At 68.7% G+C, this 14,842-nt stretch carries 15 protein-coding genes; 6 read left to right on the top strand and 9 right to left on the bottom strand.

Annotated elements, in window-relative coordinates; translation table 11 throughout:
- Positions 1-33 precede the first annotated feature (33 nt).
- Both QTI05_RS08940 and QTI05_RS08935 read right to left on the bottom strand, forming a co-directional pair.
- Positions 34-927 (bottom strand): DMT family transporter, encoded by an 894-nt coding sequence (locus QTI05_RS08940; protein ID WP_286623998.1) that lies wholly within the window; start codon positions 925-927, stop codon positions 34-36.
- Complete coding sequence (locus tag QTI05_RS08935; protein ID WP_286623996.1) at positions 928-1,416, bottom strand: BON domain-containing protein; 489 nt, start codon at positions 1,414-1,416, stop codon at positions 928-930.
- An 86-nt stretch (positions 1,417-1,502) separates the two neighbouring features.
- On the opposite strand from QTI05_RS08935, the gene QTI05_RS08930 reads away from it, so the two are divergent.
- A complete protein-coding gene (locus QTI05_RS08930) occupies positions 1,503-2,468 on the top strand; it encodes an isopenicillin N synthase family dioxygenase (protein WP_286623994.1) in 966 nt (321 codons plus the stop codon).
- On the opposite strand, the gene QTI05_RS08925 is transcribed toward QTI05_RS08930, so the two are convergent.
- On the bottom strand, positions 2,405-3,259 hold the full coding sequence (locus QTI05_RS08925) for an SDR family oxidoreductase (protein ID WP_286623993.1): 855 nt from the start codon (positions 3,257-3,259) through the stop codon (positions 2,405-2,407). The two genes, QTI05_RS08930 and QTI05_RS08925, sit on opposite strands and share 64 nt — an antisense overlap.
- Before the next feature lie 89 nt (positions 3,260-3,348).
- On the opposite strand from QTI05_RS08925, the gene QTI05_RS08920 reads away from it, so the two are divergent.
- The gene (locus QTI05_RS08920; protein WP_286623992.1) at positions 3,349-3,837 is read left to right on the top strand and encodes a winged helix-turn-helix transcriptional regulator; all 489 of its coding nucleotides are present in this window, start codon (positions 3,349-3,351) and stop codon (positions 3,835-3,837) included.
- Here the strand turns inward: QTI05_RS08920 and QTI05_RS08915 are convergent.
- Positions 3,787-4,326, bottom strand: coding sequence for a flavin reductase family protein (locus tag QTI05_RS08915; RefSeq protein WP_286623990.1), 540 nt, complete (start codon positions 4,324-4,326; stop codon positions 3,787-3,789). The two genes, QTI05_RS08920 and QTI05_RS08915, sit on opposite strands and share 51 nt — an antisense overlap.
- Before the next feature lie 302 nt (positions 4,327-4,628).
- On the bottom strand, positions 4,629-5,858 hold the full coding sequence (locus QTI05_RS08910) for a spore maturation protein (protein WP_286623989.1): 1,230 nt from the start codon (positions 5,856-5,858) through the stop codon (positions 4,629-4,631).
- A gap of 84 nt (positions 5,859-5,942) precedes the next feature.
- Here QTI05_RS08910 and QTI05_RS08905 point away from each other — a divergent pair, with 84 nt between their 5' ends.
- Positions 5,943-7,526 carry a phospholipase D family protein gene (locus QTI05_RS08905; protein WP_286623988.1) on the top strand — a complete coding sequence of 528 codons (1,584 nt, stop codon included), beginning with the start codon at positions 5,943-5,945 and terminating at the stop codon, positions 7,524-7,526.
- A gap of 46 nt (positions 7,527-7,572) precedes the next feature.
- On the opposite strand, the gene QTI05_RS08900 is transcribed toward QTI05_RS08905, so the two are convergent.
- Together QTI05_RS08900 and QTI05_RS08895 are read right to left on the bottom strand one after the other, a co-directional pair.
- Entirely contained in the window at positions 7,573-8,442 is an 870-nt protein-coding gene (locus QTI05_RS08900; RefSeq protein WP_286540667.1) for an NmrA/HSCARG family protein, read from the bottom strand.
- 57 nt (positions 8,443-8,499) lie between these two features.
- On the bottom strand, positions 8,500-9,435 hold the full coding sequence (locus tag QTI05_RS08895) for an NADP-dependent oxidoreductase (RefSeq protein ID WP_286623986.1): 936 nt from the start codon (positions 9,433-9,435) through the stop codon (positions 8,500-8,502).
- Positions 9,436-9,538: 103 nt separating this feature from the next.
- Here QTI05_RS08895 and QTI05_RS08890 point away from each other — a divergent pair, with 103 nt between their 5' ends.
- Positions 9,539-10,414, top strand: coding sequence for a LysR family transcriptional regulator (locus QTI05_RS08890; RefSeq protein WP_286623985.1), 876 nt, complete (start codon positions 9,539-9,541; stop codon positions 10,412-10,414).
- Here the strand turns inward: QTI05_RS08890 and QTI05_RS08885 are convergent.
- Entirely contained in the window at positions 10,411-11,715 is a 1,305-nt protein-coding gene (locus tag QTI05_RS08885) for a D-amino acid dehydrogenase (RefSeq protein WP_286623984.1), read from the bottom strand. The two genes, QTI05_RS08890 and QTI05_RS08885, sit on opposite strands and share 4 nt — an antisense overlap.
- Before the next feature lie 52 nt (positions 11,716-11,767).
- Here QTI05_RS08885 and QTI05_RS08880 point away from each other — a divergent pair, with 52 nt between their 5' ends.
- Together QTI05_RS08880 and QTI05_RS08875 are read left to right on the top strand one after the other, a co-directional pair.
- A complete protein-coding gene (locus QTI05_RS08880; RefSeq protein WP_286623983.1) occupies positions 11,768-13,318 on the top strand; it encodes an alkaline phosphatase D family protein in 1,551 nt (516 codons plus the stop codon).
- A gap of 81 nt (positions 13,319-13,399) precedes the next feature.
- Positions 13,400-14,020 carry a TetR/AcrR family transcriptional regulator gene (locus QTI05_RS08875; protein WP_286540672.1) on the top strand — a complete coding sequence of 207 codons (621 nt, stop codon included), beginning with the start codon at positions 13,400-13,402 and terminating at the stop codon, positions 14,018-14,020.
- A gap of 4 nt (positions 14,021-14,024) precedes the next feature.
- On the opposite strand, the gene QTI05_RS08870 is transcribed toward QTI05_RS08875, so the two are convergent.
- On the bottom strand, positions 14,025-14,831 hold the full coding sequence (locus QTI05_RS08870; RefSeq protein ID WP_286623982.1) for a metallophosphoesterase: 807 nt from the start codon (positions 14,829-14,831) through the stop codon (positions 14,025-14,027).
- Positions 14,832-14,842: the final 11 nt, after the last annotated feature.

The raw sequence follows: 14,842 nt of genomic DNA, 5'->3' as shown, positions 1-14,842 counted from the left end.
GGCTTACGCGCCTTGGGGGCAGCCCTGTGGCGCTCAAGCCCTCTTCCGGTTCACGAGGACGATCCCCAGCCCCACGCCCGCCAGTGCCAGCACCAGTTGGAGCGTGAGCGGCTCGGCCAGCAGCACCACACCGAACACCAGCGCGAACAGCGGGGTCAGGAAGGTGAACGACGACATCTTGGTCGCCGGATAGTGCCGCAACAGCCACATCCACGTCAGGTAGCTCGCGAACGCGCCGATCACGGTTTGCAGGCCGATCGACGTCCAGGCCCAGGCTGAATACGCAAAGCCCCACGACTCGCCGAGCGCGAGCGAGAGAAACGGGCAGACCGCCGCGGTCACCGCCACTTGGTAGAACAGCGTCTTTTCGGCGCTCGCCGTGGCGAGCTTTGTCGCGCGCAAAGCGAGCGTGGTCAGTCCCCAGAGCATGCCGGCCACCAGTCCCAGCACGTCGCCGCGCAGCTGCGCCGAACTGGAGTGCCCGAAGCTTTCGCTGAAGGCCAGCACGACACCGCCGAAGGCCAGTGCCAGGCCAACCCATTGCAGCCCGCGCAGCCGCTCGGCCGGCACCCAGCGCGGCAGGAACAGCGCCACCCAGAACGGCGAGGTGTAGAGAAACACCGTGAGCCGCGAGGCGGTGGTGTGCTGCAGCCCGATGTAGATGCAGCAGAACTCGCCCGCGAACAGCAGCCCGGCCAGCAGGCCGCCCGGCAGCGTGCCGTCGCGCGCGAACAGCGGCACCCCGCGCGAGCGGCACCACAGCCACAGCAGCGCCACGGCGCCCACCATGCGGATGGTGGCCTGCCAGAGCGGCGGCACCTCGGCGACGGTGGTCTTGATGAGAATCTGCTGCAGCCCCCAGAACGCGCAACAGGCGATGAGCAGGGTGATGGCGCGGGTGTCGAGATGGGTCTTGCGGTCGATCATTTATTTCTGGCGGTTCGATTCTTCTTCGTCGTTCACGGGGTAGGGCGCCCGGCCGCGAGTGCCGATCATCAGGTCGGGCACAACAGTCTCTACGTCCTTCACCGCGCGTGCGGCGCGCTCGAGGCGCTGCGCCAGCGCGCGCGTCGGCACGCAGCCCTGCAGGTAGACCCAGCGGCGCTGCACCGTCACCCACACGCTGCCGCGCTGCAGGCCCGGTACGCGGGCCAACGCGCGGCGCAGCTCGGGTGCGATCGCCTTGTCGTAGCGGTAGGCGTTGCTGTCGGCGCAGCGCCCGGCCAGCCAGCAACTGGTGCCGCGTTCGAGCCGGCTGTGCATCTGGCTGCGCCGCTCGGCCTCGGTGTACAGCGGGCCCAGCGGCACCGGGCAGGCCGGCAGGCCCGGTGCGACCTGCATGAACGGGTCGTCGAACCAGTTGCGGCGCTGCTCGCCGGCGTGGGCCGCGTCCGTCAGCGCCAACAGTGCCAGCAAGACATGCGGGCAGGAGCGGAGACAACGGCGCGGCATGCGTCGATGGTAGCCGTGACGCCGCGCGCTGGCTGGTGCAGACTGGCAGGATGAACACCGCCATCCCCGTCATCGACATCTCGGCACTTGCCTCGGACGATGCGGCAGCGCGTGCCCACGTGGCGGGCGAGGTGGGCGCGGCCTGCCGCGAGGTCGGCTTCTTCGCGATCACCGGCCATGGCGTGCCGGCCGCATTGCTGGTCGACGCCTTTGCTGCCAGCCGCGAATTCTTCGCGCTCGACGCCGCGGCCAAGCAGGCGTTGGCAATCGGGCAACTGGGCCACAACCGCGGCTATGTGGGGCTCGGCACCGAGGCGCTCGACGAGAAGAAGGGCGCCGACCAGAAAGAAGCCTTCAACCTGATCTGGACCGACGAGCGCGTGCGGCCGCCCAACGCATGGCCACCGATCGACGGCTGGCGTGCGCGGGTGCAGGCGTACTTCGATGCGGGGCTGCTGGCGGCGCGCAGGCTGCATGCGGCCTTTGCCATCGACCTCGGGCTCGCGGAGGGCTTCTTCGACGACAAGATCGACCGGCCGCTCGCCACGCTGCGCTTTCTGCACTATCCGGCGCCGGCGCCCGGCGCAGCCGCAGAGGGCCTCGGGGCCGGTGCCCATACCGACTACGGCAACGTGACACTGCTGGCCACCGATGGCGTGGCCGGGTTGCAGGTGCGCACGCGCGGCGGCGACTGGGTCGACGCGCCGTCGGTGCCCGGTGCCTTCATCTGCAACATCGGCGATTGCCTGATGCGATGGACCAACGACGTGTACGTGTCGACGCCGCACCGCGTGGCGCGGCCCACGCGCGAGCGCTATTCGATCGCGCTGTTTTTCGACCCGAACGCCGACGCGCTGGTCAGTGCGATCCCGTCGTGCGTGCCCGCAGGCGAGCTGCCCCGCTATGAGCCGATCACCGCGCAGGCCTACCTGCAGTCGCGCTTCGACGCGACCTACGCGGTCAGTGCCGCAGCCACCGTGGTCGCCAGCGGCGTGGTCGGCCGGCCGATGAGCTGACTCAGCTGCCGGCTGTCGTCGAACAGCGCGCCCTTGGCAGTGCCCGCGTCCGAGTTGGCCAGCAGTGCCGCAAAGCCTTCCGGCAGGCCGGCCTGCACCAGCGCGGCCTTGTACGCCGGCTCGGGCAGATCCTGGTAGGCCACCGTCTTGCCCGACTGGCGCGCGATCTCTGCCGCGAGTTCCGACAGGGTGTAGCCCGTGTCGCCAGCCAGCTCGTACACGCGCCCGGCCTGGTCTTCGCGGGTCAATACGGCCGCCGCGGCTGCCGCGTAGTCGGCCCGGGCCGCCGATGCGATGCGGCCTTCGCCGGCCGCGCCCAGCACCGCGCCATGCTGGAGTGCGACAGGGATGCTCGCCGTGCGGTTCTCCGTGTACCAGCCGTTGCGCAGCAGCACGAAGGGCAGGCCGGAGGCGCGCAGGGCGGCTTCGGTTTCCTTGTGCTCGGCTGCGAGCGCCAGGGGCGAGGTGTCGGCGCGCAGGATGCTCGTGTACGCGATCAGTTTCACGCCGGCTTTTGCGGCGGCCTCGATCACCGCGCGGTGCTGTGCAGCGCGCTGGCCGACTTCGCTGGAAGAGATCAGCAGCAGCTTCTCGACGCCCTGGAACGCGGCTTCGAGCGTGGCGGGCTGGGCATAGTCGGCCTGGCGCACCTGCACGCCGAGGGCGGCCAGGTTCTTGGCCTTCTCGGGGCTGCGCACGGCGGCGACGATCTGGGCGGCAGGAATCTTCGGCAGCAGTGCCTCGATGACGAGGCGGCCGAGTTGGCCGGTAGCTCCGGTGATGGCGATCATGAGAGAAATCCTTAGGCGGAATGGAAGGGAATCGGCAGAATACCGGCAGCACAAACTTTTTGTAAGTACGTACATAAAGGTAAGTACCCATGCCATCCGCCCCCAAGGCTCCCGCCACTGGCCCCGGCGCCGCAGGCAACGGCCCGCTGGCGCTGCAGTTGCAGCGCGGCGCATTGTTCTCCGTCGACTGCCCTTCCCGCGCAGTGCTCCAGCACGTCACCAGCCGCTGGGGCGTGCTGGTGCTGGTGGCGCTGCTCTCGGGCATGCATCGCTTCAGCGACCTGCGTCGGAAGGTCGGCGGCGTCAGCGAGAAGATGCTGGCGCAGACCCTTCAGTGGCTGGAGAGCGACGGCTTCGTGCTGCGCAAGTCCTATCCGGTGGTGCCGCCCCACGTCGAGTACAGCCTGACGCCGATGGGTGTCGAAGTGGCGCGCCAGGTCGAGGGCCTGGCCGACTGGATCGAGGGCAACCTCCACCGCATCCTCGACGAACGCCGTACGCGGGAACGCCCGCGCGATGGCGCAGCCTCAGAGCGGGTGCTCGGTGTAGAACCGCCCGCCGTGGTACAGCAGGGGTGATGCGCCTTCGCGCCAGCTGCAGCGCTCCACTTCGCCGACGAAGATCACGTGGTCGCCTTCGTCATAGCGGCTGCGGTTGAAGCACTCGAAGCTCGCTGCGGCACCGGCCAGCAGCGGCGCACCGCCGAGCCCCTCGGCGAAGTCCACATCGGTCCAGCGGTTCAGCAGCTTCTGCGCGAAGCGCTCGGCCAGCTCTTTCTGGTTCGCCGCCAGGATGTTGATCGCGTAGTGCGAGCCGGCACCCAGCGCCGGCATCGAGCCCGAACTGCGCGCCAGGCTCCACAACACCAGTGGCGGCGTGAGCGAGACCGAGTTGAAGGAGTTGGCCGTCAGCCCGACCAGCGAGCCGTCGGCCGCGCGCGCGGTGACGATCGTGACGCCGGTGGCGAACATGCCAAGCGCGTCGCGGAATTCGTCGGTCGAGAAAGAGGGCGCTTGCGCCTGGGCGGGGACGGTCACGAAGAATGGGGGAGAAGGGCAGGCTTGCATTCTGGCCGATCGGCCTTGGCGGCGCTGTCGTGCGGGTTCCATTGATGTGATTGCCGCATCAATGCGCCTGTGCGTTTTCATCGAAGCAAGGGCTCTGCGCGCCTACGATGAATGCATCAGGCCGCGCCATGCTTCTCCACCCTCGCACACTCCCTTCCGACCCGGTCGCCGGCTTTTTTGCGCAGGCGGTCGAGGAGCGCTATCGGCCCTGGAGCCGTGCCACGGAGATCGCGCACTGGCTGAGCGTGGCGGCCAGCGGCGTCTTCATGACCGCAGTGATTCTTGCCGGCGCCGCTTCGCCGTCAACCGAAGAACCAGTAGCAGACGGCGATGGCAGCCACCACGCCGGCGAACTCCGCAGCCAGCGCACACCCGACCGCGTGCCGCGCGCGCTGGATGCCGACCGCGCCGAAGTACACGGCCAGCACATAGAAGGTGGTCTCGGTGCTGCCCTGGATGACCGCGGCGGCGAGCGCGGGGAAGCTGTCGACGCCCTGGCTCTGCATCGTCTCGATCAGCATCGCGCGCGCCGCGCTGCCCGAGAACGGCTTGACCAGCGCGGTCGGCAGTGCGTCGACAAAGCGTGCGTCCCAGCCTGATTGCGCAACGAGCCATCGGATGCCGCCGAGCGCGAAGTCGAGCGCACCCGACGCGCGCAGCACGCCGATGGCGCAGAGCATCGCGACCAAGTAGGGCAGCAGGTTCTTCGCCACGTCGAAGCCTTCCTTGGCACCTTCGATGAAGCTCTCGTACACCTTCACGCGGCGCAGCGCCCCGACCAGCAGGAACACGATCACGATGCCGAACAGCGCCAGGTTGCCGAGCAGCGACGAGAGCGAGGCCAGCGCCGCGGCCGACAGCGTTCCGAGCAGTGCCATGAAGCCGCCCAGCACCAGCGCACCCGGCAGCAGGTAGGCCAGCACCACCGGATCCCACAGGCGCAGCCGCTGCATCACGGCCACGGAGAGCAGGCCGACCAGCGTCGACGCGCTGGTGGCCAGCAGGATCGGCAGGAACACCAGCGTCGGGTCGGCCGCGCCCTGCTGTGCGCGGTACATGAAGATGGTCACGGGCAGCAGCGTGAGCGACGAGGCGTTCAGCACCAGAAACAGGATCTGCGCGTTGGTCGCGCTGGCGGGGCTCGGGTTCAGAGTCTGCAGTTCGCGCATCGCCTTCAGCCCGATCGGCGTGGCGGCGTTGTCCAGGCCCAGCGCGTTGGCCGCGAAGTTCATCGTGATGAGGCCGAGGGCAGGATGCCCAGCCGGCACCTCGGGCATGAGCCGCCGGAACAGCGGCCCGAGCAGGCGCGCCAGCCAGGCGACCAGCCCGGCCGCCTCGGCGATGCGCAGCAGGCCGAGCCACAGCGTCAGCGTGCCGAACAGCAGCACCATCACCTCGACCGCCAGCCGCGCCATCGCGAACAGGCTTTCCACCACCGCCGCGAACACGGCCGCGTCGCCGCCGACCAGCCAGCGCCCGAGTGCGGCCACCGCGGCGACGAGGAAGAAGCCGAGCCACAGTCCGTTGAGCATGCGTTGTCCCTTGTTGCAAGTGCCGGGCGATCATAGGTGCCGGTTGTCTGGTCAGGCCCTGCCGCCGGTCTTACAGTGCGGGCCATGCGTGCACCGGACTCCCTCCGTTCCCTGCTGGCGATTGGCGCGGCCTTGCTGCTCGGCGCCTGCGCCAGCCTGCCGCCGCCGGTGCCGGGCGTGCCGACGCATGCGATGTCCGATGTCGCCACCACCTCGCTCGCGCGCCTCGTGGCGGCCGATGCGGCGGCCCATCCGGCGGCTTTCTCGGGCTTCCGGCTGCTGCCCGAGGCGGCGTTCGCCTTCGACGCCCGCATTTCCCTCGCGCGCAACGCCGAAAAAACGCTCGACGTCCAGTACTACCTGATCCAGAACGACGATGTCGGGCTGCTGTTCCTGCGCGAGCTGCGCGACGCCGCCGCGCGCGGCGTGCGGGTGCGGCTACTCGTCGACGATCTCTACACCGGCGGCGAAGACGAGCTGTTCAGCACGCTCTCGGCCTACCCGAACGTGGAGGTGCGGCTGTTCAACCCGCTGCCGTCGCGCGCGGCCTCGCTCACCGCGCGGCTGGCGTTGTCGCTGCACGAGTTCGGCCGCATCAACCACCGCATGCACAACAAGCTGCTGGTGGCCGACAACAGCTTTGCGGTTTCGGGCGGGCGCAACATCGCCAACGAATACTTCATGCGCAGCACCGCGGCCAACTTCATCGACATGGACGTGCTCTCGTGCGGGCCGATCGTGCGCCGAATGTCCGACGCCTTCGACCGCTACTGGAACAGCGGGCAGGTGTGGCCCATCGACAGCGTCGCGCCGCTGCCGCTGCCGCTGCGGCTGCGGCCCGACGCGGCGCAACGCCGCTTCGACGAACTGGTGAGCACGGCCGCGCCCGACGTGCCGATACGTGCGCGCGACGTGCTCGACCGCCCGCCGGTCGGGCAGCAGCTGGCGACGGGGCAGCTCGACTTCCGCTGGGCCCACGCCGAGCTCTTTGCCGACGACCCGGCCAAGATCACGCGCCCGCCGGCAGAGGCCTTTCGCGGCAGCGTGACGGAAGGCGCGCTGGGCGTCATCGGCTCGGCGCGCAAGGACGTGCAAATTGCGTCGCCGTATTTCATTCCGGGCGCACGCGGCCTCGAGATGATGAAGACGGCCATCGACCAGGGCGTTCGCGTCGCGGTCGTCACCAACTCGCTGGGCGCGACCGACGAGCCGCTGGCCTATGCGGGCTACGAGCGCTACCGCGCCGACATGCTGAAGATCGGTGTCGCCGTTTCCGAGATCGCACCCGAGTCGACCGGCCGCTCGGGCCGCTTCGGCGATTTCGGCAAGTCGATCAGCCGGCTGCATGCCAAGCTCGCGGTGGTCGATGCGCGGCGCATCTTCATCGGCTCGATGAACCTCGACCACCGTTCGGCGGCCGTCAACACCGAACTGGGGCTGGTGGTCGACAGCCCCGAGCTCGTGCACGACTATGTGCAGCTGGTGACCGGCAACCGTTTGAACCTCGGCTACCGGCTGCGCATGGGCCCCGATGGCAAGCGCGTGCAATGGCTCGAGTACGACGACCAGGGCGGCGACGTGGTGCATGAGGATCAGCCCGGCCAGTTCCTGTGGCTGCGCTTCAAGAACTGGCTGCTGCTGCCGATCGTGGGCGAAGAACTGCTTTAGGGCCTCGCCACGTTGTTCCGGAGATCGCGTTGCCCGCCCGTGCCTTCTACGACGCGGCAATGGCCTCCCTGACGAAGTCGGCGTACTTGCGCAGAGGACGGCCAAGGGTGGCCTGCAGGTGATCCGCTGCGCCGTCCGCACCGTGCATGCCGAACTTCTGGATCCCGGCCATCATCAGGCGCATGTCGTAGGCAAGCCAGGATGGCCCCATCGCAGCCATCTGTCCTTCGAACGCCGCCACGTCATCCCCGCCGTAGGTCACTTCGCGACCGAGCGCCGCACTCCAGATCTTGGCCACCGACTCTCCGGTCAACAGCTCGGGCCCGACCAGCTCCAGCGTCACGCGTGGTGACGGTGCAGGCGCGCGATCGCGGCGCAGCAGTTCGGCGACGGCGGCGTCCGCGATGTCTCGCGCATCGATCATCGCGACGCCCGCCGAGCCGATCGGCATCGGGTAGACGCCGTAGCCCTGGATCACCTGCTGGACCATGCGCTCGTTCTGCATGAAGTAGGCCGGCCGAAGGATGGTCGCCGGAATGTCGAGGCTCTCGATCATTCGCTCGACCGTGTGCTTGCCGGTGAAGTGCGGCACATTGGTGAACTTGTCCGCATGAATGACCGACAGGTAGACGACGCGCTCGATGCCAGCCTCGCGCGCCAGGTTCAGCGCGACGAGGGCTTGCGTCACCTCGTCGGGCGTGACGGCGTTCAGCAGAAACAGCGTGCGCACGGACGAGAGCGCCGCGCGCAATGAAGGCACGTCGGTGAGGTCGCCAACGACCTCCTTGACGCCGGCCGGAAAGCTTTGCTTTCCGGGTGTGCGAACGAACGCGCTGACTTGCGCGCCGGCAGTGGCCAGGCCTTGGACGACGAGGGAACCGATGGTGCCGGTGGCACCTGTGACGAGAATGCTCATGAAAATCTCCAGGGGTTGAGGGGAAACGGGTTAGGTGGGTAAGGGGGAGGGGGTCGATCAGCGCGAAAAGTCCGCGACGACCTTGCCGATGCGAGGGCCGGTGCGATTGCGTTCGATGGCCGCGGGGATATCGTCGAAGCCCACGACTTCGCCGAGCTTCGAGATCAGCGTGCCTTGGGCGATCTCCGCCGCCAGCCGTTCCAGAAGGGCTGTGTCCGGCTTGTTCACGAACCACAGTCCGCGGCGGCCGGGGGGCGTGCGTGCAAGGATGTCGGCCGAGGACGTGCCGACGATCGCGCCATCCTTCGTCAGCACCTGCCACGAGCGATCGAGCACTTCGCCGCCGACGTAGTCGAGCACCAGATCGATGTCCCGCGCGACCGATTCGAAGCGTTCGGTCCGGTAGTCGATGACGTGGTCTGCGCCCAGGCTGCGCACGTATTCGACGTGCGCGGTCGACGCCGTTGCGAAGACTTCGGCGCCTGCCCGCTTGGCGTACTGCACGGCATAGCCGCCCAGCCCTCCCGCTGCGCCGTGAATCAGGATTCGCTGACCTGCGGCGATCGGACCCGCGTGGTGCAAGCTGTGCCAGGCGGCCACGGCCGCTACAGGCACGCCGGCCGCGTGCACGTCGTCCAGGCCTTGCGGCGTGCGCACCAGCTTCGCCTCGTCGACGGTCACGAAGTCGGCATAGGCACCCAGCCCGCCGAGCGGCCCCATGACACGATCGCCCACACGAAAGCGCGAGCTCTCGGGCCCGACCGCCTCGACGACACCCGCGAGTTCGATGCCCAGCACGGCGGGCAGTTGAAGCGGGAAAGCCTGCTGGACGAAGCCTTCACGAACTTTCCAATCGATGCCGTTCACGCCGGCCGCCCGAACGCGGACCAGAACCTGGCCCCGTCCGGCTGAGGGCCTCGCGATCTCGGCAAGCTCCGCGGCGGCAACGCCGCCATAGGCCCGGATCAGGACAGCACGTTGAGTGGTGGTCATTTCAATTTCCTCATGTCCAAGTTGCAATGAGGAGAAGATAGGCCGTTGCATCGATAAAACGAAGATGCGAAGATGAAGACACCTCGTTTCAAATTCGGAACACATGGACCTGAACGCATTGACCGACTTCGCGCTCGTCGCAACGAATGGCGGCCTCGGAAAGGCAAGCCGCGCGAGCGGGAGATCGAAGGCGACCCTGTCCCGGCGCATCGCGGAGCTGGAAGAGCAACTCGGCGTGCGGCTCATCGAGCGCAGCGCCCGCGGGCTCAAGCTCACGGAAGCCGGCCAGATGCTGATGGATCGCACCGAAGGGCCGATGCACGAGGTGGCCGACGCCATGACTTCCGCGCGTGAGGGCTTGTCAGTACCGCGCGGACGCTTGCGTGTCGCTTCCCCGGTGCTGTTCTCCCAGTTGGCGATGGGTCGCATCTGCGCCGAGTTCTGCGCGGCTTACCCCGACGTCACGTGCGAGGTGGTGGCGGACGATCGCCTGGTGGACCTCGTCGAGGAGCAGTTCGACGCCGCGATCCGGATCAATCCGAGCCCGGACAGTAGCCTCGTGGGCCGGTGCTTCGCCAAGGACCGTTTGGTGGTCGTGGCGGCGCCCTCTGTGCCCGTGCCAACGCCAGGCAAGGTCAGCCCCGTTCCCGGCATCGTTTCAACAAGCTTTCAAGCCGGGAATTGGACGCTCGACGACGGACGCCTTGTCCTGGAGCCGATCCCGAGGCTCAGGCTTTCCTCGTTCCTGATGATTCGCGACGCTGCGATCGCCGGCGCCGGCGCCGCCCTGATACCGCAGTCCATTGCGTGGAACCAACTGACGCGCGGAGAGCTGATTCAGTGGGGCATGGTTTCGGGCGTGGAGGCCGAGCTCTGGGTCCTGCATACATCAAGGCGACTTCCTGCGCCGAAGGTTCGGGCGTTTGTCGATTTCATGTGCGAGCAATATCCGGAGGGATCTCTCGTGCTGAAAGGCTAGCCGCCGCGGCAGTCGAAGCCCTCGATCGGAGCGACGTTGCCGCTGATCAGCTCGGCCATCGCCTTGCCCGAGCCCGCGCCGTGCGTCCAGCCGAGCGTGCCGTGGCCGGCGTTGACCCATAGCTTGCCGACGCGCGTGTGGCCGATGTACGGGATGTTGGTCGGGGTGGCGGGGCGCAGGCCGGTCCAGAAATTCGGCTGGCCGCCTTCGTCTTCGCTGCGCGTGTCGCACACGCCGGGCAGCACGGTTTCGATGCGCTCGGCCAGCATGCGGCAGCGCCGGCGCGCCAGTGCCGTATCGAGCGCATGGTCGTAGCCGTTGAGTTCGACCGTGCCGGCCACCCGCAGGCGGTCGCCCAGGCGCGTCATGGCGCATTTCACCGTGTCGTCGATGGTGCTGACCCAGGGCGCGCCCTCGGGCCGGCGCAGCGCGAAGGTGGCGCTGTAGCCCTTGCCGGGGTAGATCGGCAGATCGACGCCCACCGTGCGCAGCAGCGGTGCGCTGTACGCGCCGCAGGCCACCACCACCGCGTCGGCGCGCAGCGTCAGGTCGTTCTGCGCCGAATCGCGCGCCGAGCCACCGCCGATGTCCACCGATTCGACCGCGCCGCCGGCGAGGTTGAGGCGCTGCACCGAACGGCCGAACAGCATGCGAGCGCCGCGGGCCGCGCAGCGCCGTGCGAGCGCCTGCGTGAAGAGCCGCGCATCGCCCGACTCGTCGCTTGCCGTGTAGGTGCCGCCGACGATGCGGTCGCCGAAGCTTCGCAGCGCCGGCTCGATGGCAAGCAGCTCGTCGCGGCCCACCACGCGGCGCTCGACGCCGTAGCGCTGCATCAGCGCCGCCGCCTGCGCTGCGCCGTCCAGCGATTTGGCGTCGGTGAAGTAGTGGGCAATGCCGCGCTCGAGCCGGTCGAACTCGATGCCGGTGGACAGCACGACGTCATTGAGCGCGGCATGGCTGTACGCGCCGAGCGCGATGATCTGCTCGACATTGCGGGCAAAGGCCGCGTCGTTGCACTGCGCCAGGAACTTCAGGCCCCAGCGCCATTGCTGCCAGTCGAAGCGCGGGCGGAACAGCAGCGGCGCGTCGTTGTGGAACATCCACTTCAACAGCTTGGCCGGCGCGCCCTTGTGCGCCCACGGTTCGCAGTAGCTCACCGAGATCTGCCCCGCGTTGGCGAAGCTGGTTTCCATTGCCGCGTCGGCCTGGCGGTCGACCACGGTCACGCTGTGCCCGCGCCCGAGCAGGTGCCAGGCGGTGCTGATGCCGATGATGCCGGCGCCGAGAACGATCACTTTCATGCAGTCAGTGTTGCAGACTTGCGCACGCCGCCGGGCACGGACAATGGCCGCGATGCAGCTTCGTCGCCGAGACTTCCACCGCGCCGCGCTCTGGCTTGCCCTGGGCAGTTGGGGCGCCACGACCGGTGCGCGCGCTGCCAACGATCCGCGCTGGGCCAGCGACCCGTTCACGCTCGGCGTGGCAAGCGGCCAGCCGCGGCCCGACAGCGTGGTGCTGTGGACACGGCTGGCCGCCCCGGAACTCCAGGAGGAACCGGCCGCCGGCGACCGTGCGGCCTTCGCAGTCCGCTATGAAATCTACGGCGATGCCGCGTTGCGCCAGCCGGTGCAGCAAGGCGAAGCGACGGCCTGGCCGTCGCGCGGCTTCAGCGTCCATGTGCTGGCGCAGGGGCTGCAGCCGGGTCGCGACTACTGGTACCGGTTTGCCTGCGGCAATGCGGTGAGCCCTGTGGGCCACACCCGCACGGCGCCTGCGGCCGAAGCGGACGTGCGCCGGCTGCGGCTCGCGCTGGCGTCCTGCCAGCATTACGAGCAGGGCTTCTTCGCCGCGCACCGCGAGATCGCCGCACGGGACATCGACTTCGTGCTGTTCGTCGGCGACTACATCTACGAAGGCAGCAGCCCGGCCTACACCGCGCGCCAGCACGGCAGCCCCGTGCCGCACACGCTCGACGAGTACCGCGCGCGCCATGCGCTCTACAAGCGCGATGCCGACCTGCAGGCCGCGCACGCGGCGCACCCGTGGATCGTGACGCTGGACGACCACGAGGTGGTGAACGACTACGCGGACGACCGCGATCCCGGCTACAGCGATCCCGCGCGGTTCCTGCGCCGGCGCGCTGCGGCCTACCGCGCCTACTTCGAGCACATGCCGATGGCGATCGCGCCCGAAGGCCCGGCCATGCGCATCCACGACCGCTTCCAGTGGGGCCGGCTGGCCGAGTTGTGGACGCTCGACTCGCGCCAGTACCGCAGCCACCACGCCTGCCCCGATCCGCAGCGTGATGCGGGCCGTTCGGTGATCGGCTGTAGCGAGCTCGCCGACCCGTCGCGCACGATGCTGGGCGCCGAGCAGGAGCGCTGGCTTGCACAGGGCCTGGCGGGTTCGTCGCGGCGCTGGAAGCTGCTGGGCCAGGCCACGCAGGTCAGCGCCACCGGCATCGAGACGCCCGCAGGCCGCAGCACCTGGACGGACGCGTGGGACGGCTACCCCGCGGCGCGCCAGCGCCTGTTGCAGGGCATCGTGGACGCCGGTGTGCGCGACGTGGTCTCGCTGGGCGGCGACGTGCACCGCCATGTGGCCGCCGACCTGCGCGTGGGGCCCAACGACAGCGCCTCGCCGGTGGTGGCAAGCGAGTTCATCGGCGGCTCGGTCACTGCGCACGGCGCCAGCAAGACCGCGATGGCGCGCCTGCGGCGCGACAACCCGGACGTGAAGCATGCCCGCGGCGACCAGCGCGGCTGGGCCCTGGTCGACGTGACGCCGGACGCGCTGCACTGCGAGATGCGCGCCACGCCGCACCCAGTGCCGGTGGATGCGGTGTTCACCCGGCAGGCCGCTTTTGTGGTGCAGGCCGGCCGTGCGGGCGTCGAGTCAGCATGACGCGTGGGTTCTGATCGAGACTGTGCAGTAGCTTCACAGGCGGGTCGGCTGTTCGGTGACGCGCGGGACTAGAATCCTGGCATGAACTCGGCCGTCGTTGCGCCCAAACCGTCTTTCAAGGAGCAGATGCTCGTGGCCCGCGAGGAAGCGATCGTCCAGGCCGTCAACCGGTTGCTGGCCGAAAAGGGCTTCGAAGCGATGACGGTCGACGAGGTGGCCGCCGCCGTGGGCATCGCCAAGGCCAGCCTCTACAAGCATTTCCCGAGCAAGGAAGACCTGGCCGCTGCCGCAATGGTGCGGATCATGAAGCGGACGCAGGATTTCATGGCCGCGTTGCCGGCCGACGGCGATCCGCTCGATCAGCTCAAGGCGGTGGCCCGCTGGGCCATGGAGGTGCAACTGGCCGGCGAAATGCCGTCACTGCCGCATCAGAGCTCCTCGCTGCGCACCACCCTGATGGCCAACCGCGCCTACATCGACCGCCTGATGGGCGTGAGCGACACGCTCGGCGGCTGGATCAAGGCGGCGCAGGCCAACGGCACGCTGAGCAGCAAGCTGCCGGCCATCGCGGTGCTCTACACGCTGTTCGCGCGGGCCTGCGATCCGGTGCTCGAGTTCCTCAAGGCCGGCGACAAGTACAGCGACGCGCAAATCGTCGACATGGTGCTCGAAAGCTGCTTCGCCGGGCTGTCGGCGCGCTGAGCCTTCAGCGCACCTCGACGCACAGCGTCGGCTTGAAGCTTTCCTGCTCGCCCTTGCTGCGGTAGCCGAGCGGGTTGGCGACCACGCGGCAGCCGTCCTTCACATAGTCGAACGCGCAGTGCAGGTGACCATGCAGCCAGAGCGAGGCCAGCGGCAGCAGTTCGTCGAGCGAATTGCAGAAACCGGCGGTGCCCGGCGTCAGGCCGTAGCGCGGGTCGGCGCTCGCGAGGGTCGGCGCAAAATGCGTGATCGCCACCGTGGTGCCATCGTAAGGCTCGGCCAATGCATTGCGCAGCCATACCTGGCACGTAAGTGAGTGCTCTCTCAATGCATCGGCCATGAAGGGCTGGCCGGCCCGCACCGTGGCCGCTTTCTCCAGGTAGAAATTGGCCGCGCGCATCGCCTTGCCGCGGGCCTTGAGCTGCTCGGTCATGCCGGCGGCCGGGTCCACCAGCGCGTCGAAGTCGCTCCAGAGCGTGGTGCCGATGAAGCGGATGCCGCCGATCACCCGCGTTTCGCGCTCCAGCCAGAGGATGCCGAGCGCGTCGCAGCTGTCGCGCAACCGGGCGTGCACCGCGTCGAAGTCGTCGCCGTCGTACTCGTGGTTGCCGGGCACATAGATCACCGGCGTCGGCCAGCCGTTTTTCGGGGAGAAGCGGCCCAGGCCGAAGTCGGGGTCGGTCAGGCGCGATCCGTTCTGGTAGGAGCCGATGTCGCCCGCCAGCACCAGCAGATCGGCGTCCGGTGCAGGCTCCGGCACGAAGCGGGGGTGCGATTCGAGGTGCAGGTCGGATAGCAGTTGCAGCTTCATTGCGGGCCAGT

Origin of the sequence: Variovorax fucosicus, assembly GCF_030316825.1 — a bacterium.
GTDB lineage: Bacteria > Pseudomonadota > Gammaproteobacteria > Burkholderiales > Burkholderiaceae_C > Variovorax > Variovorax fucosicus.
The sequence above is the reverse complement of the archived record's forward strand: the minus strand, read 5'-3'. Positions and strand labels throughout refer to the sequence as shown.